This window comes from Bacillus shivajii, assembly GCF_020519665.1.
Classification (GTDB): Bacteria; Bacillota; Bacilli; order Bacillales; family Salisediminibacteriaceae; genus Bacillus_CA; species Bacillus_CA shivajii.
The window spans coordinates 2,113,681-2,134,703 of sequence record NZ_CP084703.1; the positions used below are offsets into that span (position 1 = coordinate 2,113,681).

At 38.5% G+C, this 21,023-nt stretch carries 15 protein-coding genes and 1 pseudogene; 13 read left to right on the plus strand and 3 right to left on the minus strand.

The window, feature by feature from the left end; genetic code table 11:
* The first annotated feature begins 14 nt into the window (after positions 1-14).
* A complete protein-coding gene (locus LGQ02_RS10465; protein ID WP_226518090.1) occupies positions 15-500 on the plus strand; it encodes a tetratricopeptide repeat protein in 486 nt (161 codons plus the stop codon).
* 680 nt (positions 501-1,180) lie between these two features.
* Entirely contained in the window at positions 1,181-1,480 is a 300-nt protein-coding gene (locus LGQ02_RS10470; RefSeq protein WP_226518091.1) for a hypothetical protein, read from the plus strand.
* Positions 1,481-1,700: 220 nt separating this feature from the next.
* On the opposite strand, the gene LGQ02_RS10475 is transcribed toward LGQ02_RS10470, so the two are convergent.
* Positions 1,701-2,345, minus strand: coding sequence for a YgjV family protein (locus tag LGQ02_RS10475; RefSeq protein ID WP_226518092.1), 645 nt, complete (start codon positions 2,343-2,345; stop codon positions 1,701-1,703).
* Between the two features lie 370 nt (positions 2,346-2,715).
* Between LGQ02_RS10475 and LGQ02_RS10480 the strand changes: the two genes are divergently transcribed.
* The 8 genes and pseudogenes from LGQ02_RS10480 (at position 2,716) to LGQ02_RS10510 (ending at position 11,758) form a co-directional block, all read left to right on the plus strand.
* Positions 2,716-3,711 (plus strand): D-cysteate sulfo-lyase, encoded by a 996-nt coding sequence (locus tag LGQ02_RS10480; RefSeq protein ID WP_226518093.1) that lies wholly within the window; start codon positions 2,716-2,718, stop codon positions 3,709-3,711.
* A 381-nt stretch (positions 3,712-4,092) separates the two neighbouring features.
* Entirely contained in the window at positions 4,093-4,218 is a 126-nt protein-coding gene (locus LGQ02_RS21290) for a hypothetical protein (protein WP_264184016.1), read from the plus strand.
* Between the two features lie 435 nt (positions 4,219-4,653).
* The gene (locus LGQ02_RS10485; protein WP_226518094.1) at positions 4,654-4,848 is read left to right on the plus strand and encodes a DUF6366 family protein; all 195 of its coding nucleotides are present in this window, start codon (positions 4,654-4,656) and stop codon (positions 4,846-4,848) included.
* Between the two features lie 596 nt (positions 4,849-5,444).
* Positions 5,445-5,666 (plus strand): annotated as a pseudogene (locus tag LGQ02_RS10490) (VOC family protein); the annotation flags it as partial.
* Positions 5,667-6,068: 402 nt separating this feature from the next.
* Positions 6,069-6,443, plus strand: a complete 375-nt coding sequence (locus tag LGQ02_RS10495; RefSeq protein ID WP_226518284.1) for a VOC family protein — start codon at positions 6,069-6,071, stop codon at positions 6,441-6,443.
* Positions 6,444-7,589: 1,146 nt separating this feature from the next.
* Positions 7,590-10,238, plus strand: coding sequence for a cation-transporting P-type ATPase (locus LGQ02_RS10500; protein ID WP_226518095.1), 2,649 nt, complete (start codon positions 7,590-7,592; stop codon positions 10,236-10,238).
* A 223-nt stretch (positions 10,239-10,461) separates the two neighbouring features.
* Positions 10,462-10,644 (plus strand): hypothetical protein, encoded by a 183-nt coding sequence (locus LGQ02_RS10505; protein ID WP_226518096.1) that lies wholly within the window; start codon positions 10,462-10,464, stop codon positions 10,642-10,644.
* A 442-nt stretch (positions 10,645-11,086) separates the two neighbouring features.
* Complete coding sequence (locus LGQ02_RS10510) at positions 11,087-11,758, plus strand: TVP38/TMEM64 family protein (RefSeq protein WP_226518097.1); 672 nt, start codon at positions 11,087-11,089, stop codon at positions 11,756-11,758.
* A gap of 53 nt (positions 11,759-11,811) precedes the next feature.
* On the opposite strand, the gene LGQ02_RS10515 is transcribed toward LGQ02_RS10510, so the two are convergent.
* Together LGQ02_RS10515 and rarD are read right to left on the minus strand one after the other, a co-directional pair.
* Complete coding sequence (locus LGQ02_RS10515; RefSeq protein WP_226518098.1) at positions 11,812-12,123, minus strand: hypothetical protein; 312 nt, start codon at positions 12,121-12,123, stop codon at positions 11,812-11,814.
* Positions 12,124-12,125: 2 nt separating this feature from the next.
* Entirely contained in the window at positions 12,126-13,076 is a 951-nt protein-coding gene (gene rarD / locus LGQ02_RS10520; RefSeq protein WP_226518099.1) for an EamA family transporter RarD, read from the minus strand.
* Between the two features lie 99 nt (positions 13,077-13,175).
* On the opposite strand from rarD, the gene LGQ02_RS10525 reads away from it, so the two are divergent.
* The 3 genes from LGQ02_RS10525 (at position 13,176) to addA (ending at position 21,021) form a co-directional block, all read left to right on the plus strand.
* Positions 13,176-13,325, plus strand: a complete 150-nt coding sequence (locus LGQ02_RS10525) for a hypothetical protein (protein WP_226518100.1) — start codon at positions 13,176-13,178, stop codon at positions 13,323-13,325.
* Between the two features lie 468 nt (positions 13,326-13,793).
* The gene (gene addB / locus LGQ02_RS10530; protein ID WP_226518101.1) at positions 13,794-17,303 is read left to right on the plus strand and encodes a helicase-exonuclease AddAB subunit AddB; all 3,510 of its coding nucleotides are present in this window, start codon (positions 13,794-13,796) and stop codon (positions 17,301-17,303) included.
* The gene (gene addA / locus LGQ02_RS10535) at positions 17,293-21,021 is read left to right on the plus strand and encodes a helicase-exonuclease AddAB subunit AddA (protein ID WP_226518102.1); all 3,729 of its coding nucleotides are present in this window, start codon (positions 17,293-17,295) and stop codon (positions 21,019-21,021) included. Before addB ends, addA begins: the two co-directional genes overlap by 11 nt.
* The last annotated feature ends 2 nt before the right edge of the window (positions 21,022-21,023 follow it).

The window sequence follows — 21,023 nt, forward strand, 5'->3', positions numbered from 1 at the left end:
TGGAGAGGGAAGTAATGATCAATGAATTAGATAGAGCGATTGATTTACGGAAAAGCGGAAACCACAAAGGATCTAACGAATTACTTATGAAATTGGTAAGTGAGTTTCCAAATGATGCTTCGATTAACTATCAATGTGCATGGAGCTTCGACATATTAGGAGAAGAAGCGAAAGCAGTACCTTATTACGAAAGTGCGATTAAGTTAGGCTTACCTCCAAAAGATTTGGAAGGTGCCTTATTGGGGTTAGGCAGTACATATAGGACGTTAGGAGAATATGATAAGTCAAGAAATACATTTCTAAAAGGAATCGAATTGTTTCCGAACAATAAAGCAATTCAAGTATTTTATTCAATGACCTTATATAATCTAAACGATCATAGTAAAGCGATGGAATTGTTACTAAAATGTTTAATAGATACGACAAACGATGCTGAAATTTTTAGTTATAAAAAAGCAATCCATTTCTATTCGGATAAATTAGACGAAATATGGAAGTAGTCTAGCAAGAGGTATACTTAAAGTTTTTGAAGAAATAGCGTTTTAATAAGTAAGATAAGGGTGGGACAAAAGGTGAAAATAATCAGTTTCATTATTTTATTAACATTATTTCTATTTACGCTATCGGGTTGTTCTTATTTTGACGATTGTTCTTGCTCTGACCTTGAAGGCGAATACGAAAGCCAAACAATTGAAAAGTAATAAGGAAAGTTGGAGAGAACAAGAGGAGAAAGGAGTTTTACTATCATCATCAACAGAATATCTATATTAGGCTTGATGGGAGGAATAGTAGCCATTATTATTTGGATTAATCTTACCTATTTAAACCCTTATAATAATTCTACAATAGCAGGCACACTTCCATATCCGTTTTTACTATTGTTTTTACCAGCGTGTTTAGCTATCCTTTCATCTTTAAAAAGAAATCAGAAATGGATGTTTGTTGCTTTTTTATGGTCTTTACCTATGAGTTTTTTCATGATTACTATGCCAGATATTCCGTCCATTTACGGAATCATTAGTATCTTGTATCTTTGTAGTTTTCTGTTCATACGTTTTAACGGTAGTATATTAAGTAGATTGATATTTCGTTGAGATTCTGTATTTTGAAACGTTCGTAGCTTTTAACCGTAAATAGTATTTAGCGAGGTATGGACTGTAACTGCTAGGAGTGAGTTGACTTGAGAACAGGTGTACAAAAAAGGTCAGAAACAATCGATAAAATGAATACAAAGACATTAAAAGTGCTCGGGATCGGTGGTATAATCTTCGTCATCTTTATCATTTCCATGTATCAAATTGGATTAGATGGTATCGAGGTTATTAGTTCTGCCATATTCTTATATCTTGGAATGTGGTTTTTAGCCAGCATGATTAACAATTATAAACAAAAAAGGATACGCTGGCTCGTTTACCTAGCTTGTGCTTTCTTTTTCTTGTACCAAATATTTGTCATTCTAACCACTCATTTTGCATCATAGTGGCCAAAGTAAAGATACCAGCGTCCTAATGGATGAATATGCCTTTTCTTAACAATAAAACATATGTTTAATGGCTAACTTCCTAAATGGAAGTGAGTCAAGTCTTAACACGTCACGTTGGGTTGTACTTTTAATAACGAGACCGTGGAAGTAAGGTCACTCACCGCAAACAAAAAACAACAAAAAGCCTTGAATAACAGCTTCTTGTTGTTTTAGTGGACTATTTCGTTAAAAGTTTTTCGAAATATTTACTTCCGTTTTCTTCTTTTTCCTTAAAGCCCATTTTTCTTAAATAATCGATATGATCATCATTTGATGAATAACTAATTAACCTGTTATAGCCTTTTTCTAAAAAGTGATCTTTACGATCTTCATAAACAAAGGTTCCGGTTTTAAAATCTCTATATTCTGGAGTAACAAAATCGAGCTCTATCTTCAATGTGCTTTCATCGTGCTTAGATCCTAAAAACACACCTGCTGGAACCATATTTCGTAAAATATAAAAGCTAATTTCGTATGTGTTTGCTTTTAATTCAGAAGGGTCTGCATACTTTTTGATTCCTTCTTTATAGAAGTTTAGGAAATGGTCGAAGTACTCCGAATCCTTTTCAATAGAGAGAATGTTAAAGTATTCTTTTTTAGCACTAGCACTATATATTTTCACAAGATAATATATGTTAATGATCGCGATCCCTAAGTTCATAAGCCCAACTGGTAAAGCACCTAGTAAAAATCCATATAGTGAAAATAAGCTAGACCCTAATAAATTGATCCATCTTAACTTAATGATTGAACTCATTAATAAAGAAATGAGGACAATAAACGAAGCTAAATAACCTAACCATTCTAACCAATCAATCACCATTCTTCATAAAACCCCTTTCAAAAAGATCACCAAAAATGATAAACATAGTATAAACAAACATCATTTATCATAGTTTGTCAAAACCGTTTGACGATCATACATGTCGTCACCAATCACAGATCTATCCCTTTATTACGTGTACCATTTGTAGTAGCTACTATTACTATTCCTGTGCAAAACTTAAGCGTTAAAATGTATTCAGCAGGAGAGGGCTGAGCTATTTTATCTTAATAACCATTTTATTAACAACCGAAACTCCCTTGTAACGTTCCTTATTTTCAGTTTATTATGAAAACCGTGTTTATTCATGTATGATAGAAAAAAGGGTACCGGGCTTCAGGCTATATTTTTCAAAAAAGGAGAGAGGTTCATGAACATTACATCGTTTCCTAGGCGCCATTATAGTATGACACCTACACCAATAGAGAAGGCAGTACGTTTTTCTGAAACATTAAAAGGGCCGAACATATACATAAAACGAGATGATATGCTTGGTTTAACGGAGGGTGGTAACAAGACGAGAAAACTGGAATTTCTCATGGGTGATGCACTGCAAAAAGGGGCGGACACGATCATTACCGCAGGGGGAATTCAATCGAACCATTGCCGGTTAACCTTGGCTGCATGTATAAAGGAAGGATTGAAATGTATTCTCGTTTTAGAGGAAAACGAGGTGAATCAATTTCTCACAAAGACAAATGGAAATTTCCTGCTTTATCAGCTATTAGGCACCGAATCTATAAAGATTGTCTCGAACGGCACGGATGTTTATGAGGAAATGGAAATGATCGCAAAGAATGTGAAGAAGGACGGGGGAACGCCATATGTGATTCCCGTGGGCGGATCCAACGTCACAGGAATAACGGGTTATGCCGCTTGTGCAGAAGAGATTGAAAGGCAAGCAGAGGAAGAAGGGTTGCACTTCGACTACGTGGTATGTACGAGCGGAAGCGGCGGCATGCACGCTGGCTTAGTGACTGGATTTCTCGGACTTGAGAGTAGCACGAAGGTGATTGGTATCAATGTGAGCCGCGAGAAACACGAGCAGGAGGAAAATGTGTATCGTCTTGTAAAGGAGACGGCAAAGCATATTGGGTTAGATGTGGCGCCAGCGCGAGACACCGTCACTTGCTTTGATGAATATGTGGGCCCAGGATACGCGCTCCCTACAGACGAAATGGTGGAAGCGGTAAAGCTACTAGCAGGAACGGAGGCCATTTTGTTAGACCCAGTTTATACAGGAAAAACGATGGCTGGTGTGGTGGACCTCATTAAAAAAGGATTCTTTAAGCAGGACGATAACATTTTGTTCGTTCATTCAGGAGGGACACCAGCTGTTTACGCATACGGCCCGCTGTTTTATTAGTTGGGAGGGTTTTAATAGGGGGAAATCGTGAGTTTACTTCTGAAATTAGGCAAAACGCTTTCCCCTCCCTTAAGGGCGATATAATCGTTCAGTCGTTAAGTCTGGACTTTTATTCATGTAAAAGAACATCATATTTTTATTTTGTTGCAGGGCATCAAAATTATTACTGCGCAACAATAACTTCTGCTGAGAAAGAAATTACTTCAAGTGTGGCCTCAGCCGCTCCGCTTTCATTGTGTTTGGTTATAAATTTTTCATTCCTTCTTTGACTCCTTAACTATTGACAAACATAGTTTTAGAAAGTGCTTATCAGCTTTGATTCATACCCGTGTATCCTTTTCTTACATTAGGAAACGATAATTATGATTGGAGGTGTTTCCTTTGGTTAAGAAAAATGAACGTTCACGTAGCCAACAAAAACAAATGAATGATCATTATGGAAGAAAAACAGCAAAAGCAGGCTATGGTGATCAGAAGAGAGAAGGACCAAACAGACCTGCTGAATAAAATATAGAGTTGCAATTGCATGAAATATGAACCGCTATTTTCATCAATCAATGAATTCAGCAGCCGTAATTTATGTTTTGGCTGCTGAATCATACATTTCATTACTTCTAAAAATTAAACTGCCTCTTTTTATTCATCCGAATTTTTGAATTATTGTTACAACTTCCGTCTGATGGAGTTTCAACGGCAACAAAAAAACAAGTTGTGAACATTGGAGCTGCGACTCTAGTAAATAACAGTGATATCATTCATAAAACGTGACAGCAAATTGTTGACATGCCAAATTGATAACGATAGCTACATATAATTATTACATACAAGTGATAAAGAGGACTTATACCCTCTTATCCACAGTATTCGAGAGATTGTCAATTTCAAGAAAGATGCTGAAAATACTTTGTTTGTCTCTACACAAAAAATAATTGGAGGGGTTATGTGAGTGATGATAAGCAAGATAAATTTAATAGAGAGGAAATTAAAAGGAATCCTATGGGAAAATTTGCTGACGGGGTAAACCAATCTCAAATGGGGAATATCGGAGAATTAGCTAGAGGAGGTTGCCTAAATAACATATTAACAATTGTTCTATTGATTCTAGGATTGCTTTTCCTTACACAATGTGTTTTTTGAAAATTGGGATAGTAAGACAAAGAAAAAAAGACCTAAGAATAGCTTTGCTTAAATACGATAAAACCGTTAATCTAGTTTCTCAAAAATGTATGTCATTCATTTGTAGTAAATTACCAAGATATATAAGTATAAAAAACTCGCTATCGAGTTCGTTAATTTTTTTGAAGGATAATGGTAAATTCATGTTAAACATTGTGTAAGGGCAATATGATTTGTGAAAAAGTGTATTCTAAGTTGGTCTAATTGGCAAGTAGCAAAGTTAAGAATAAATGGGGAATGGATATTATGAAGGTTGCATTTTTTGACAGAGATGGCACTATAATAGAGGATTATCCAGACCATGAGTGTACTTCAATAAGGCAGCAAGTATTTATGGATAGTGCCATTAACACTCTATGAGAAGTAATAACTAAAAGATATAAAGTAATTATTATTATTTTTATTAACATGCTCAATTGGTGTATCTACAGCTACAGTCTTAGATGATTTCAAACTATAGTACATATACCTATATTGAAAACCTCTGTAAACTCTCAATAGAGGTGATGATAATGAAAATTCTTCATTTAAAATTAAATGTACTTCATATTGAAGAAATGAGGAAATTCTATTCAGAAACATTAGAAATGGAGATTATTAGAGAAAAAGATCATTTTTTTACAATACAAGCTGGCAAAACACAAATTGCATTTTTACAAGCGAATGATAAACCATTTTATCATTTTGCCTTTCGGGCAGGTTTTAATTTTTATGACTATATGTATGACAAACTAAGTGAAAAAGGCTTACTTCTTCCAAATGAAGAAGGTAAGACAAGGATGTATTGGGAAGGTAAACAGCTTTATTTTAAGGATCCAGATGGAAATATACTAGAGGTATTAGAAAGAAGAAACCCTTATTCAGATGTTGCAACAAGTTGGTATGACGTGTGTGAAATGGGGCTTCCATCTGAAAATGTTCAGGAACTCAGTGAATTCTTAAAGATGGTTCCAAATGAAAACAAATCGACATCAGATACATTTCGTTTCTTTGGAGATATTAGGGGGAACTTTGTTTTAGTTAAAAAAGGACGTCATTGGTATCCAACAGAGCAACCAGCAGAGATTCACCCTGTCACTATTGAAGTGGAAGGAGATCATTATCAAATCTTACAGCACTGTCACCTACCATACACAATCAAAGTAAAGAATACTTGGAGTACTGACTTCCCTGCTGTACAAATGAGGATTGCACGACCGACTGACAAAATGGAAGAGATAAAAAGATTTTATGAAATAGGATTAGGCTTAAGAAGAGTTGGTGAATTTCAAGGTCACCGAGGATATAAGGGTGTGATTTACGGACTTCCTAGTCTAAATTACCACCTAGAATTTACATGTCATGTTGATGGGACACCTTGTCCAGCTCCCACAAAAGACAATCTCCTTGTCTTTTATATGCCAAATCAACAAAAGGTAAACGAAATTAAGAGTCGACTTGTTAAAATGGGTTACATGGAAGTCCAAGCAGAAAACCCTTATTGGCAAGAAGGTGGAGTGACGTTTGAGGATCCTGATGGATGGAGGATCGTATTATTTCTTTGGACAGGACTTTAAAAATAGAGAGAATTCGCCGAATGGCAACCTTAAGCAAATACAGAAGGACAGTTGATATTATAGTAAAACTTTAAAAGTCTTCCTACGTTTTTAAAAAAGAAAATTTTAAATGATTGCCCACCAGGAAGATAATGTCTATTCTACATGTGATGCTCGGTAATGTCGTTAATAAAAAGTGGCTATTAAATGAAATAGAACATAATGATGACCTCTGTCATACTTTCTTAAATGTTATGAAGTTGTATTCAGAAACAACTTATAAATCGAGAAGAGAAATGCACTATATAAAGTGCTCGCGCAGAGACAAAAAGATCGTCATCCTTAGGATGGCTATCTTTTTGTATGTTCAGGAGACTTTTGCGTTCTTTCGGACTTAAAATAAGCCCCATTAATACATAATAGCACCACCGCTCCATATCGATAAGCCAGATGAGTAATTATTAGAAAAGCAGGGTTAATCCCTGCTTTTTTATTTTGGATGTGTTAAACCTCAATGTTGATATCTTGGGATTTGAGGAATGGCAGGTGGTGACGCATGCGGGAACAGCAACGAGCATCACTTCTTCGAACGACTTCGAGCTGCGACGAGTAAACGCAGGAGCCACGAACCGCACTCTGAACGAGTATTTACGAGTTCAGAGAAGTTGAGGTCGTGCCCACGGCAAAGAAGACACCGTGAAAGCAAACGAAGTGCAGCTTGAACGGATGTCGCGCTTGTGCCTAGAGGTGCAAAGAGGACACCGTGAATGCAAGCAAAGTGCAGCTTGAACGGATGTCGCGCTTGTGCCTAGAGGTGCAAAGAGGACACCGTGAATGCAAGCAAAGTGCAGCTTGAACGGATGTCGCGCTTGTGCCTAGAGGTGCAAAGAGGACACCGTGAATGCAAGCAAAGTGCAGCTTGAACGGATGTCACACTTGTGCCCAGATGTGCAAGCATCCACCTATAATGACGAAACTCAACAACTAACTTTAACAGAGCCTTTTTTTAAAGAAAAATATTTCCTCGGCCGAATAACGTAAATTTTAAAGGTCAGTGTAAATAACTGTTATCTCTTAGTAAAATCTTGCTATTGTTATTAGGAAGAAATATTTTTTAAATTCAAGGTGAAAATAGTCAAGACTTAAGAAAATGAAGGGGTATTAACAATGGCAAAAAATTGGTACGCATTAAAAATAGAAGGTGTATTAGAGGAGTTAAAGGTTGAACCCACTAAAGGTTTAAGTAAGGAAGAAGCACATAAAAGGTTAGAGGAAAATGGCAGAAACGAATTGCCCGAAGGTGAAAAAGAACCAGCTTTCATTAAATTTTTAAAGCAATTTAATGAAGTCCTTATCTATGTTCTGATCGTTGCTGCGATTATTACTGGGCTCCTCGGTCATTACATTGATACGATCGTGATTGTATTAGTTGTTTTAATTATTGCGATTGTCGGCTTTATTCAAGAAAACCGAGCAGAAAAAGCATTAGAAGGGATAAAAAATATGTTGTCTCTTGAAGCGACAGTTTTAAGAGGTGGTAAAAAAGTTGATGTAGATTCTGCTGAACTTGTTGTAGGTGATATCGTTTATTTAAATCCTGGAGATAAAATTCCGGCAGACTTAAGAATCATTAAGGCTGAAAATTTAACAATCGAAGAGGCAGCCTTAACTGGAGAATCTACGTCGGTTGAAAAGAAGAATGAAGTCCTTGATGAAGGGACAGTACTTGGAGATCAAATCAACATGGCATTTTCAGGTACAGCGGTTACTTCAGGTACAGGGATTGGTGTAACGGTTGCAACGGGAGAAGATACGGAGATTGGGAAAATTAATAAGTCGATCTCTGAAGTGGAAGAACTCGAAACGCCACTAATTAGGCAAACATCGAAATTTGGTAAGACGGTAACCATTGTCATTTTAATCTTAGCTGTATTAATGTATATTTTTGGATACTTCTTAAGAGAGTATGCTGCTGGAGACCTTCTTCTTTCTGTTATTGGGTTAGCTGTTGCCGCGATCCCAGAAGGGCTGCCAGCGATTGTAACGATCATATTAGCGATTGGTGTCCGAGCGATGGCAGATCAAAATGCCATAGTTCGAAATTTACCATCCGTTGAAACACTCGGAGCTGTCTCAGTTATTTGTTCTGATAAAACAGGGACATTAACAAAAAATGAAATGACGTCCACAGATGTCATTGTAGAAAAAGGGACGTATGAAGTTTCAGGGAGAGGGTATGCGCCAGAAGGTGAGATCCTCTCAGACGATAAAGCCGTTGATGTTACGGAGCAAGAAGGGGTGGCAGAACTTTTAACAGTTGTAAAAACATGTAATGATGCTGCGTTAGACAAAGATGATGATGGACATTGGATCATTAACGGCGAACCGACAGAAGGCTGTCTATTAACACTTGCTGAAAAAGCAAAGGTCGATATTGAGCGAAAAGAAGTCCTTTCAAAAATACCATTTGATTCCTCTTATAAATATATGGCGACTTTAGTTGAAGAAAACGGGGAAAAAATGATTTATATTAAAGGGGCTCCAGACAGGTTATTAAGTATGAGTACAATCGATCAACCGGATTTTTGGCAAGAAAAAGTTAAAGGACTAGCTAATGAAGGTAAAAGAGTGATTGCGGCAGGATATAAAAAGGTGTCAGCAAATACGGAATCAATTGATCATGAGGATGTAAAAGAAGATGTTGTATTTTTAGGAGTGGTTGGAATCATTGATCCACCTCGAGAAGAAGCAATCACCGCGATTAAAGAGTGCAAAAGAGCGGGAATTGGCGTAAAAATGATCACCGGTGACCATAAAGACACTGCACTAGCGATCGGAAAAGATATGGGGATCACTGATAGAGATTCGGCTCTTGAAGGTAGAGAAATCGATCAATTATCTGACGAAGAATTAGCCGAAGCTGTACAGAAGTACGATATATTTGCGAGAACAAGTCCAGAGAATAAATTGAAGCTCGTTCAAGCTCTCCAAAAAAATGACTTTATTTGCTCGATGACCGGTGATGGAGTAAACGATGCTCCAGCGTTAAAGCAAGCAGATATCGGGGTTGCAATGGGGATAAAAGGGACTGAAGTAGCGAAAGAATCATCGGAAATGGTGCTAGTTGATGACAACTTTAATACGATATTTAATGCTGTTAAAGAAGGAAGAAAAGTATATGATAACCTGAAGAAAACGATCCTTTTTATATTACCAACAAACGGGGCACAAGCATTCGTGTTTATTGCAAGTATTTTGTTGGGATTAGCGATGCCTTTAACGCCAGTACAAATTTTATGGGTAAATATGGTCGTTGCCGTAACACTGTCATTAGCGATTGCCTTTGAGAGGTTAGAAAAAGAAACGATGGATAAGCCTCCAAGAAATCCAAATGCTCGACTGTTGAGTAATTATTACATTTTCCGAATTCTGTTCGTATCATTACTCATAGGTGGAGGAACGCTTTTGGTTAATATGAATATGGCTGGTACAGGTACTTATAACCAAGAATATTTGTTTACAATTACATTAAACACGATCGTAATTGCCCAACTTTTTTATTTGTTTAACTGTCGAAAAGAGACGGGTTTTGCTTTACGAAAGGATGAATTTTTCTCTAACAAAGCTGTATTTAAAGTTTCAGGTATTCTCATTTTGCTGCAGTTAGCGATAACGTATTTACCATTTATGAACAATATTTTTGATACGAGTCCTTTATTAATCAACGATTGGTTATACCCAATCTTGTTAGGTATAACCGTGTTTATTGTCGTTGAAATCGAAAAAACCATCACAAGAAAAATTACTGAACAATAAATCACGTCCAAGTTCTCGGCTTCTTGATTGCCGGGAACTTTTTTTCAGTCATTATATTTGGGTAAAAAACATCAGGTCTGTTTTAAGAAAAAATTTAAAAGATATAGCTGTTTTTCTTGAATAGTCTACTATCCCTATCCAAACATCATAAACAAAGACCTTTATAATGTTGTAATATTCTCACTCTTTGTGGGTGTATATATTACAAAGGGGGGATTGTGCAATGTCGTTTGGGGAATTCATCGGAGTATTAGTTTCACCGATTGATGTGTTTGTAAATAGTTTTTCTTATAATGTCCAGATTATTATCATGATGTTCATACCCGTTGTCGTGGTGATTTATGGAGTCTCTCATTATCGTAAAATGATTAAACAGTATAAAGAATCATACGGTACAAAGCCTTAATACGAGGCTTTGTTTTTTTTAGTGAGATTTTAGGAAATGAAAATTATTGCAGGTGGGAAAGTCGATCGCACGTGAGACAGAATTACCCCACGTGAGACGAGATAATCGCACGTGAGTCGAGTCTGATCGCACGTGAGGCGAGGTAATCGCACATGAGACAGAATTACCGCACGCGAGGCGAGATAATCGCACGTGAGACAGACTTACCGCACGTGAGCCGGGTTAATCGCACGCGAGGCGAGATGATCGCACGTGAGCCGAGATAATCGCACACGAGGCGAGATAATCGCACGTGAGACAGAATTACCGCACGTGAGCCGAGCTCATCATATACGAGAATAAAGAAGTGAGTTAAATAATTTGAAGCTTAAACGTTTAAATGTTAGGTTATATAATTAATACATATTTTTAATCGTCAGTTCAAAAGGAGTCACGTTCATCTATGCCAACGAAGCTGTTAATAAAAATCGGACTATTTTCACTTATCATCCTTTTTCTTTTTTGGTTGAATCATTCATTTTTAAATTTACATCCTGAACAAATCCAAAAAACGGTACTTTCATTTGGGATATGGGCACCGCTCATTTTTATCCTCATGTTTGCGATTCGTCCGTTTGTATTGTTCCCAGCATCAATACTCGCGATCGCTGGCGGTTTATCATTTGGCCCGTTGATCGGACCAATCGTAACATACATTGGGTCATTGTCTGGAGCGGCTTTGTCGTTTATGTTCGTCCGTAAACTTGGACATTCTTTTACACAAAAAGAGTGGCAAGGGAAGGGGAAGCACCTTCAAAAGCGGATCGAAGAAAATGGTTTCTTTTACGTGTTAGCATTACGTATCATTCCGGTCATTAACTTTGACTTTGTTAGTTACTTATCAGGTTTATCAAGGATTGAATTTCGGAAATATATCGGTGCAACGATGCTTGGGATTATTCCAGGGACGCTTGCTTTCAACTTTTTAGGTGCGACATTTGTTGAAATGAATTTTACGATGGTATTTATCACTAGTCTCCTATTTGTGATTGCATTTTCTGTACCTATCATTATCCGCAAGCGACTTGAAAAGAAAAACATTCGCGTTGATTTACTACCAGACGAAGAACTGTAATGAAAGAAGGCTGTCTCGTAATGAGACAGCCTTACGTGATTCGAGAAAATAGCTTATTTTTGCTGATACGTATGAAAACCGATAAACATAAACGCGATCATGATGTAATACAAAACCGTTATCCATGCCCACTCCATCCCTTCAATAACCGGAATGAGGGTGACTGCAACAAAGTTTACGATCGTCATTGGAACGAACCATGCCCACGTAAGTGAAGAGAGAAACGTAAAAAATACGCCTAGATTAATCATGAAAAGAAGCGTCGATGCGATGAAATATGGATACTCGTATATATGGTCTGTAAAAACAAACAAGATGCTGATCGCTAATAGAAATAGTGCGAAAATAACGAGGTAATCCTTCATCTTTAATTTGCCTTCCTCTCTGTAAGCGTGATTTCTTGCTCAACGACTTTCGGTTTCTTTAATTGACGATAACGGCTGTACGTAAACATCATAAGTCCGACCCAAATCATTGAAAAGGCAACAATATGAGTAACAGTAAATGGCTCTTGAAATAAGAACACACCAAGGAAAAGCATGATTGTCGGTGCGATATATTGTAAAAACCCAATGAGAGAGAGTGGTATTCTTCTAGCTCCTGCTGTAAAGAGTAATAATGGGACGGCAGTCACTGCACCAGCACCTAATAATAAAATGACGGATAATGGATCGTGTACATAAAGGGCCGATGCACTTGCTCCATGTTGTGAAAATAAAAAGATCGCTGCAAATGGTAAAACAAGGAGTGACTCTAACGCAACCCCAGTCATCGTTCCAATCACGGCAATTTTTTTCATTAACCCATATAGTCCAAAACTAAGTGCTAATCCTAAAGCGACGACCGGAAAAACTCCAGCAGAAAATGTTAGTAATAGGACAGCTGCAAATGCTAGAATGACAGCGATCGTTTGCATCTTCGATAACTTTTCCTTTAAAAAGACGACGCCTAATAAAACACTAACGAGCGGATTAATATAATACCCTAAACTTGCTTGCACGACTTGATCGTTGGCAACGGCCCATATGTACACATACCAATTTGTTGCAATAAATAATGAAGCAAAGATAATTGCAGCAAATAGTTTTTTGTTTTTAAACATCGCACGAACTTCAGCGACAAATGATCCATGTTTTCTAAGTATCAAAATGATCGAACTCATAAAAATAAACGACCAAATAATGCGGTGTGCAAGTACTTCTTCTGATGGAATATGATCAATAAGCTTCCAATATAACGGAAGTAGTCCCCATAACAAATAAGCAGAGACCCCTGATATTATTCCCCATTTCATAGCTGACTCTTGATTTTCGTTCATGGGGCTTCCCCTTTCCATTCAAAATATCTCTTCTCACATTTTAGACCGATAAAGAACGAAAGTAAATAAAATTACGAATGTATTTACAGTTCCTTGTAAATGGAGAAAATCACAAGTAGATCAGGGAAGTTGCTCGTATTAGAAGAGAAGTTGCTCGTATTTGGAGAGAAGTTGCTTGTATTTGAAGAGGGGCTGCCAGTATTAAAAGATAAGTTGCCAGTATTTAAAAGAAAGCTACTTGTATTTTAGGGAGTTGCTCGTATTAAAAGAGAAGTTGCTCGTATTAGAAGGGAAGTTGCCAGTATTTAAAAGAAAGCTACTTGTATTTTAGGGAGTTGCTCGTATTAGAAGAGGAGTTGCTTGTATTTAAAGAGAAGTTGCCAGTATTTAAAAGAAAGTTACCTGTATTTTTAAGAGTTGCTCGTATTAGAAGAAGATTTGCTTGTATTTGAAGATGGGTTGCCAGTATTAGAAGGTAAGTTGCCAGTATCACAAAGAAAGTTGCTCGTATTTGGTGCTAGGTTGCCTGTATTCAAAGCAACTTGCCTGTATTCCAAAAAAACTTGCCTGTATTTGAACAAAACTCGCAAGTAAACCGAAAATCTCACCAGTAAAAGAATCGTCCCAAAGCTTCCACTTCCTAAAATAGTCATTTTCCTTTAAAATAGAAAGTACGAACATATGATTGCAATGATCATATAAATTGAGGTGAAACGTATGGCAATCACATTTTATATTGGCCGGTCCGGTACCGGTAAATCAACGCATATACAACAAGACATGATCAATAAATTAAAATCGCAACCGACTGGAAACCCAATTATTTATTTAGTCCCAGACCAAATGACGTTCCAAACGGAAATGAACTTTATTCAATCAGACATACAAGGGATGACACGTGCTCAAGTGTTTAGTTTTTCAAGGCTTGCTCTCAGAGTTCTTCAAGAAACTGGCGGGATCTCGAGACACCACTTGCAACGCACCGGCTTACATATGCTCATTCGAAAAATCGTGGAAAAAGAAAAGGACAAGTTCTCTGTTTTCAAACGATCAACAGAAACAAATGGTTTTATCGATGAGTTAGAGCAAATCGTGACTGAATTTAAACGTTACGATGTAAAAACTGAGACGCTCGATCACTACGAGAAGACCCTTCGTGAAAAAGAAGAACGCTCCCCTCAAGAAGCGGTTCTTCTTGATAAACTTCACGACGTAAAAATCGTGTTCGAAAATCTTGAATATGAGTTGGCCGATCAATACGTCGGCACGGAGGATTATTTAGCGCTACTTGCTGAACAAATTCCAAAATCAACGTACTTACAAAATGCCGAAGTATATATCGATGGCTTTTACAGCTTTACACCGCTCGAATTAAACGTGCTTCAAGAGCTCCTTGCTCATACGGCAGAAGTAAACGTCGTTTTAACGCTCGATAAACATTATGATACAGATGAACTCGTTCACGAGCTTGACCTTTTTCACGAAACGGGCAACACATATCAGCAACTTTCGTTTATCGCAAAAGAACAAGGCGTTCAAATGAACGAGCCTGTCAGCTTCTCAGAAACAAAACGATTCAAAACTGAAGGCCTAAAACATTTAGAAAAATACGGGGAAGTCCGTCCACCAGTTCCTTGTGAAGAAAACGACGGCATTGAAATGATCGCTGCCGTTCATAAGCGAGCAGAAGTTGAAGGCGTCGCACGTGAAATTTTAAACCTCGTTCGAAATGAAGGGTATCAATTTAAAGACGTGGCAGTCTTACTTCGGAACATGGAAAGCTACGGAGATTTAATTGAAACGGTTTGTCGTGACTATTCGATCCCAATTTTTATGGATAAAAAACGATCAATGTTAAATCATCCGGTGATCGAGCTCATCCGTTCAGCGCTCGATATTATCGACCGAAACTGGCGTTATGAAGATGTGTTCCGTTGTTTTAAAACGGACTTGCTCTTCCCGTTAAATGAAGAAATTTATGAAATGAGAGAGCGCGTCGACCAACTTGAAAACTACGTGCTTTCATATGGCATTCAAGGTGCGAGATGGTACCAAAAAGAACCGTGGACGTACCAGCGGGTTCGCACAACAGCTGAAGGGGAACGAAAACGAAGCAAATATGAGGAAGCATTTGAAAGAGAGATTAATGACCTAAAAACGATGTTAACTGCTCCGCTCATACAATTAGCAAAACGAATGAAAACGGCGAAAACGTCACGTGATCGCTGTACAGTTATTTATCAATTTCTAGAAGATTGTGACGTACCGAAAAAGCTTGAGTGGCTTCGTGATCAAGCGATTAAAACGCATGACTTAGAACGCGCTAGAGAGCACGATCAAGTGTGGAACGCGGTCATTGAACTACTCGATCAAATGGTTGAGCTGACGGGTGAAGAGCAAGTATCGTTCTCACTTTTTAGAAAGCTTGTAGAAACAGGTGTTGAAAGCATGAAGTTTTCAATTATTCCGCCAGCCTTAGACCAAGTGATCGTCGCAGACATGGAGCATTCACGTTTAAGTGATGTAAAAGTAGCGTTTATTTTAGGCGTCAATGAAGGGGTTCTCCCAGCGAAACCTGAAGAAGGTGGAATTGTTTCTGAAGAAGAACGAGAGCTATTAGGAAGCGAAGGTCTCCAACTAGCGCCAGGCAGTACGCGCCAACTACTTAATGAATCATTTATCATTTATTTAGCGCAATCTACGCCGTCAGACCTCTTATACTTTACGTATCCGTTAGCGGATGAAGAAGGGCGTAGTATGCAGCCGTCGATCTTATTAAAACGAATCAAAGATCTTTTCCCGAACTTAGAGGAAAAACTTTGGTTTAATGAGCCTGTCGAAGTTCCGTTTGAAGAGCAATCAAACTTTGTACAAAACCCTGCAGTGACGTTATCGTATTTAACGTATCAGCTTCAGTCGTGGAAAAAAGGCTACGAGATCCCCGACTTTTGGTGGGGCGTTTATAACTGGTTTGTCGAGCATCCAACGTGGCGAAAAGAAACAGAGTACGTGTTAAAAAGCTTGTTTTATGAAAACAAAGCAAAACCACTACCGAAAGAGACGAGCCGTGCGATTTACGGGGATGAAATTAAAACGAGTGTCTCTCGTATTGAGAAGTTCCAAGGTTGTCCGTTTTCGCAATTTGCAAGCCACGGCTTAAAGCTTCAAGAGCGTGAATCGTATAAATTAGAAGCACCTGATATCGGGACACTCTTCCATGCAGCATTGAAAGAAATGGCTGAGCACTTGAAAAATGAGGGAAGAGACTTTGCGCAATTAACGAAAAACGAGTGTACGACACTTTCAAAACAAATTGTCGATCAACTCGCACCAAAAATTCAGCGTGAAATCTTACTGAGTTCGAACAGATATTCGTACATTAAACAAAAACTCGAAGAAGTCGTCGCTCGTGCGTCATCGATTTTAGCGGAGCAATCAAAAGCATCCGGTTTTTCACCCGTTGGTCTTGAAGTCGGTTTCGGACCGAAAGAAGACCTTCCACCACTGACGTTTACGTTAGATAACGGTGTGAAAATGGAATTAATCGGCCGAATTGACCGTGTCGATAAGTCTCAAACGGATCATGGCCTTATGCTGCGCATTATTGATTATAAATCAAGTAAAAAAGACATTAAGCTTATGGACGTGTATTACGGACTGGCGATTCAAATGTTGATTTATTTAGACGTTGTTTTATCCCATTCCGATGAATGGCTAGGGCAAAAAGCGTCTCCAGCCGGTGTTCTCTACTTCCATGTGCATAATCCGCTTATTCAGTCGAATAAGCCGTTATCGATTGAACAACTTGAAGAAGAAATTTTTAAACAGTTTAAAATGAAAGGGTTACTGCCAGCAGACCCTGAAATCATACGAGAAATGGATACGACACTCGAGCAAGGCGTTTCAAATATAATTCCAGCAGGACTGAAAAAAGACGGAAGTCTCCATTCAAGATCGTCTGTGATCTCTGAAGCGGATTACGAAGTCGTTCGCAATTATTTACGAAAACAAGTCGAACAAGTCGGAACGGCTCTCACAGAAGGGAAAATTGACATTACCCCTGTGAAAAATAAACAGCAAGTCGCTTGTACCTTCTGTCCGTACGGATCGTTCTGTCAATTTGATCCGACGATTGAAACGAATGAGTACAATACGTTAAATAAACTAGAGCCAGACGATATATTACAAAAGATGAGAGAAGAAGGGGGAGATTCGGATGAACGTTAATCCTAAACCTCTTGATGTGACATGGACCGATGATCAATGGAAAGCAATCGATGCAAGAGGAAACAACATTTTAGTTGCAGCCGCAGCGGGAAGCGGGAAGACAGCCGTTTTAGTAGAAAGAATTATCCGTACGATCGTGGATCATCAAGCTGATGTCGACCGCTTACTAATCGTGACGTTCACAAACGCAGCAGCGGCTGAAATGAGGACAAGAATTGGTGAAGCGATTGAAAAAGAATTAAAAAAAGATCCCGGTTCCCTACACCTGCGTAGACAATTAACGTTATTAAACCGTGCGAACATCTCAACCCTTCATTCGTTTTGTATGAAAGTGTTGAAGAAGTATTACTTTGAAGTTGAAATTGATCCGAACTTTCGTCTCCTAGATGAAACAGAAGGGGAACTCATCCGTGAAGAAGTGATCGACGACCTTTTTGAAGAGGAGTACGGAAAGGAAAATAATCACGAGTTTTATGCTGTTGTTGATCGGTATAGTGGAGACCGAAGTGATGATGCGCTTCGAAATTTAATTCGAAAGCTATATAACTTCTCTCGCTCCAACCCGAATCCAAATCAATGGTTAGATGAGCTCGTTCATGCATACAACTTAGATGATGTAGGAAGCATGGAAGAGTTAATTTGGACAAAAGAGCTATTTTTTGACATCCATCAGCAATTAGAAGGTGCGGAAGCATGGATTCAAAAAGGGATGGAACTGACGAAAGAGCCAGCTGGACCGTATAAGTACGCGGAAAACTTTGAAGAAGATTTAAAAGTTCTTTATACGCTCCGCCAATGTAAAACGTGGAGCGAAATGTATGAAGCGTTCCAACAAGCGAAGTTTGGCCGCTTAAAATCGATTCCGAAAAAAGACCATGTTGATGAGAACCTAAAGGAACGTGCGAAAAAATATCGCGATACGACGAAAAAGGTCGTTGAAGCGATTCAAAAAGATTACTTTTCAAAAGAACCTGAAGCGTTCATGCATGAATTAAAAGAAATGGCACCAACCGTTGAAACGACTGTTCGGTTAGTGAAAGAGTTCGCTAAAAGGTATATGGACGCGAAAAAAGAGAAAGCTGTCCTCGATTTTAACGACCTTGAGCACCTTTGTTTACAAGTGTTGCTCGACGCTGATGGTAATGAATTAAAACCGTCAAAAGCCGCGTTAGAATTTAAAGATCACTTTGTTGAAGTGTTGATTGACGAGTATCAAGATACGAACCTCGTCCAAGAAACGATTCTTTATTTATTAGCAAAAGAAAATAACCGCTTTATGGTTGGGGACGTAAAGCAAAGTATTTATCGTTTCCGTTTAGCAGAACCATCGTTATTCCTAGATAAGTACAAAACGTACGTAAAGTCTGGTGATGGAGATGGCTGGCGTATTGACTTATCGAAAAACTTTCGAAGCCGTAGCGAAATATTAGATGCAACAAACTTTATTTTTCGCCAAATCATGGATGAATCTGTAGGAGAAATCCCATATGATACCGATGCTGAGCTTCATTTAGGGAACTTAGATTATCCAGAGCAAGAAGGGCTTGAAGCAGAGCTTGCCGTCATTAATAAAGGGGATCCGTTAGAAGTAAAAGACCCACAAGATGAGTCACAATCATTAGAAGAAGATTTAGAAACATCCCAGCTTGAAACGAGATACATCATTCAACAAGTGAAAAAGCTCGTGAAAGAACAACATCTTGTTTATGACAAAAGTATAAAAGGGCAGCGCCCAATCACGTACCGTGACATCGTTATTTTAATGCGTTCAATGCCATGGGCCTCGACCATGATGGAAGAGTGTAAAAAAGAAGGCATTCCTGTATACGCGGATCTATCAACAGGTTACTTTAGTGCGATTGAAGTGCAAATTGTCATGTCGCTTTTAAAAATCATTGATAATCCGTATCAAGATATTCCGCTCGCATCTGTATTACGCTCACCAATTGTCGGCTTTAATGAGCAAGAGCTTGCGCACATTCGTATGATGAAGAAAGAAGTATCCTATTATGATGCGTTAAAAACGACAGCGGAAGAATCGCCAGAAGACGAGATCAAAGAAAAGGCAGCGGACTTCTTAGAAAAATTAACGAACTGGCGAACGAATGCTAGATCAGGTGCACTGTTTGAACTCATTTGGCAAATTTACCGTGAAACAGGTTACTTTGACTATGTCGGTGGGATGCCTGGAGGTAAGCAGCGTCAAGCGAACCTCCGTGCGTTATATGACCGTGCTCGATCCTATGAATCGACGTCGTTCCGCGGTTTGTTCCGTTTCCTTCGTTTTATTGAGCGAATGCAAGAGCGTGGTGATGATTTAGGTACGGCACGAGCATTAGGGGAACAAGAAGATGTCGTGCGCATTATGACGATTCATAAAAGTAAAGGTCTGGAATTCCCCGTCGTGTTTGTTGCGGGAATGAACAAAAAGTTTAATTTACAAGACATGAGTGCGTCTTATTTACTTCATAAAGAGTTAGGTTTCGGCACAAAGTTCATCGATCCAAAGTTACGTGTCGCTTACCCAAGCATTCCGCAACTTGCGATTAAAAAGCGTATGCATTTAGAAAGCTTAGCAGAAGAAATGCGTGTCTTATATGTAGCGCTCACTCGTGCGAAAGAGAAGCTCTATTTAGTCGGAACGGTTCAAAATGCTGAAAAGTCATTAGAGAACTGGCAAGACTTACTCGGGGAAGATGACTGGCTTTTACCTGCAATGGACAGGCAGCGTGGTAAAACATTTATGGACTGGGTTGGACCTGCTGTTTTAAGGCACGGCTCATCAAGCTGTTATCACGGCCCAGGTGGTGTCATCTGTGAAAATGAGGTGGCTGAAGACGCGTCAAAATGGTCGATGGATATTATTGAACGAGACACGTTACAAGTCGAAGAAAAAACAGAAGTAGAAATACAAGAAGATAAGCTTCATAAGTTATATTATCTAGAACCTGTTGAAGGTGCAGCAAATGAAAGCTGGGTTGATGAAAAGCTAAATTGGCAATATGACCGTATTCAAGCGTCGATTCACCGTTCAAAACAAACGGTTAGTGAAATGAAGCGTGAGTTAGAAGATGAGTATAGTGATGTCATGTTCGGCGTTTCGAAATCGTTTCAATCTGCGTATGCGGACAGACCTCAGTTTTTACAAGAAAAAGGTTTAAGTTCAACAGAAATTGGAACCGTCATGCATACTGTTATGCAGCATGTCCCATTAACTGAGCCACCGACCACGGAAAAAATCGATCGCTTATTAGTTGGGATGTATGAAAAAGAATTGTTAACGAGAGATCAAGTCGAAGCTGTTGATGTGAACCATGTCATTGAGTTTTTCAATACAGATATCGGCGAGAGAATGTTAAATGCGAAATGGGTGGAGCGTGAAATTCCATTTAGTTACGGACTTCCGGCTGTTGAAGCTTACCAAACGTGGGAAGAAGACGAGCATACTGATGGGGAGAAAGTTCTCATCCAAGGGGTCATTGACTGTATTTTTGAAGATGAAAATGGCAAGATCATCTTAGTTGATTACAAAACAGACAAGATTACTGGGAAGTATAAAAGTTTTGAAGATGCGAAGGAAGCACTTCTCGGCAGATATGAACTCCAACTATCGATTTATTCCGGGGCGCTTGAAGAAATTTGGAAGCGTGATATCGATGAATCGATTCTTTATTTCTTTGATGGTGGCCATGTCTTGAATTTGGAAGAAGGTGTGTAAAA

Bases quoted from the DNA above. Each gene is read 5' to 3' on its own strand.
- LGQ02_RS10505 (WP_226518096.1), top strand. From the start codon at position 10,462: ATGTCGTTTGGGGAATTCATCGGAGTATTAGTTTCACCGATTGATGTG.
- LGQ02_RS10515 (WP_226518098.1), bottom strand. From the start codon at position 12,123: ATGAAGGATTACCTCGTTATTTTCGCACTATTTCTATTAGCGATCAGC.
- rarD (WP_226518099.1), bottom strand. From the start codon at position 13,076: ATGAACGAAAATCAAGAGTCAGCTATGAAATGGGGAATAATATCAGGG.
- LGQ02_RS10510 (WP_226518097.1), top strand. From the start codon at position 11,087: ATGCCAACGAAGCTGTTAATAAAAATCGGACTATTTTCACTTATCATC.
- LGQ02_RS10465 (WP_226518090.1), top strand. From the start codon at position 15: ATGATCAATGAATTAGATAGAGCGATTGATTTACGGAAAAGCGGAAAC.
- LGQ02_RS10475 (WP_226518092.1), bottom strand. From the start codon at position 2,345: ATGGTGATTGATTGGTTAGAATGGTTAGGTTATTTAGCTTCGTTTATT.
- LGQ02_RS10525 (WP_226518100.1), top strand. From the start codon at position 13,176: ATGGAGAAAATCACAAGTAGATCAGGGAAGTTGCTCGTATTAGAAGAG.
- addA (WP_226518102.1), top strand. From the start codon at position 17,293: ATGAACGTTAATCCTAAACCTCTTGATGTGACATGGACCGATGATCAA.
- LGQ02_RS10480 (WP_226518093.1), top strand. From the start codon at position 2,716: ATGAACATTACATCGTTTCCTAGGCGCCATTATAGTATGACACCTACA.
- LGQ02_RS10500 (WP_226518095.1), top strand. From the start codon at position 7,590: ATGGCAAAAAATTGGTACGCATTAAAAATAGAAGGTGTATTAGAGGAG.
- LGQ02_RS10495 (WP_226518284.1), top strand. From the start codon at position 6,069: ATGAGGATTGCACGACCGACTGACAAAATGGAAGAGATAAAAAGATTT.
- addB (WP_226518101.1), top strand. From the start codon at position 13,794: ATGGCAATCACATTTTATATTGGCCGGTCCGGTACCGGTAAATCAACG.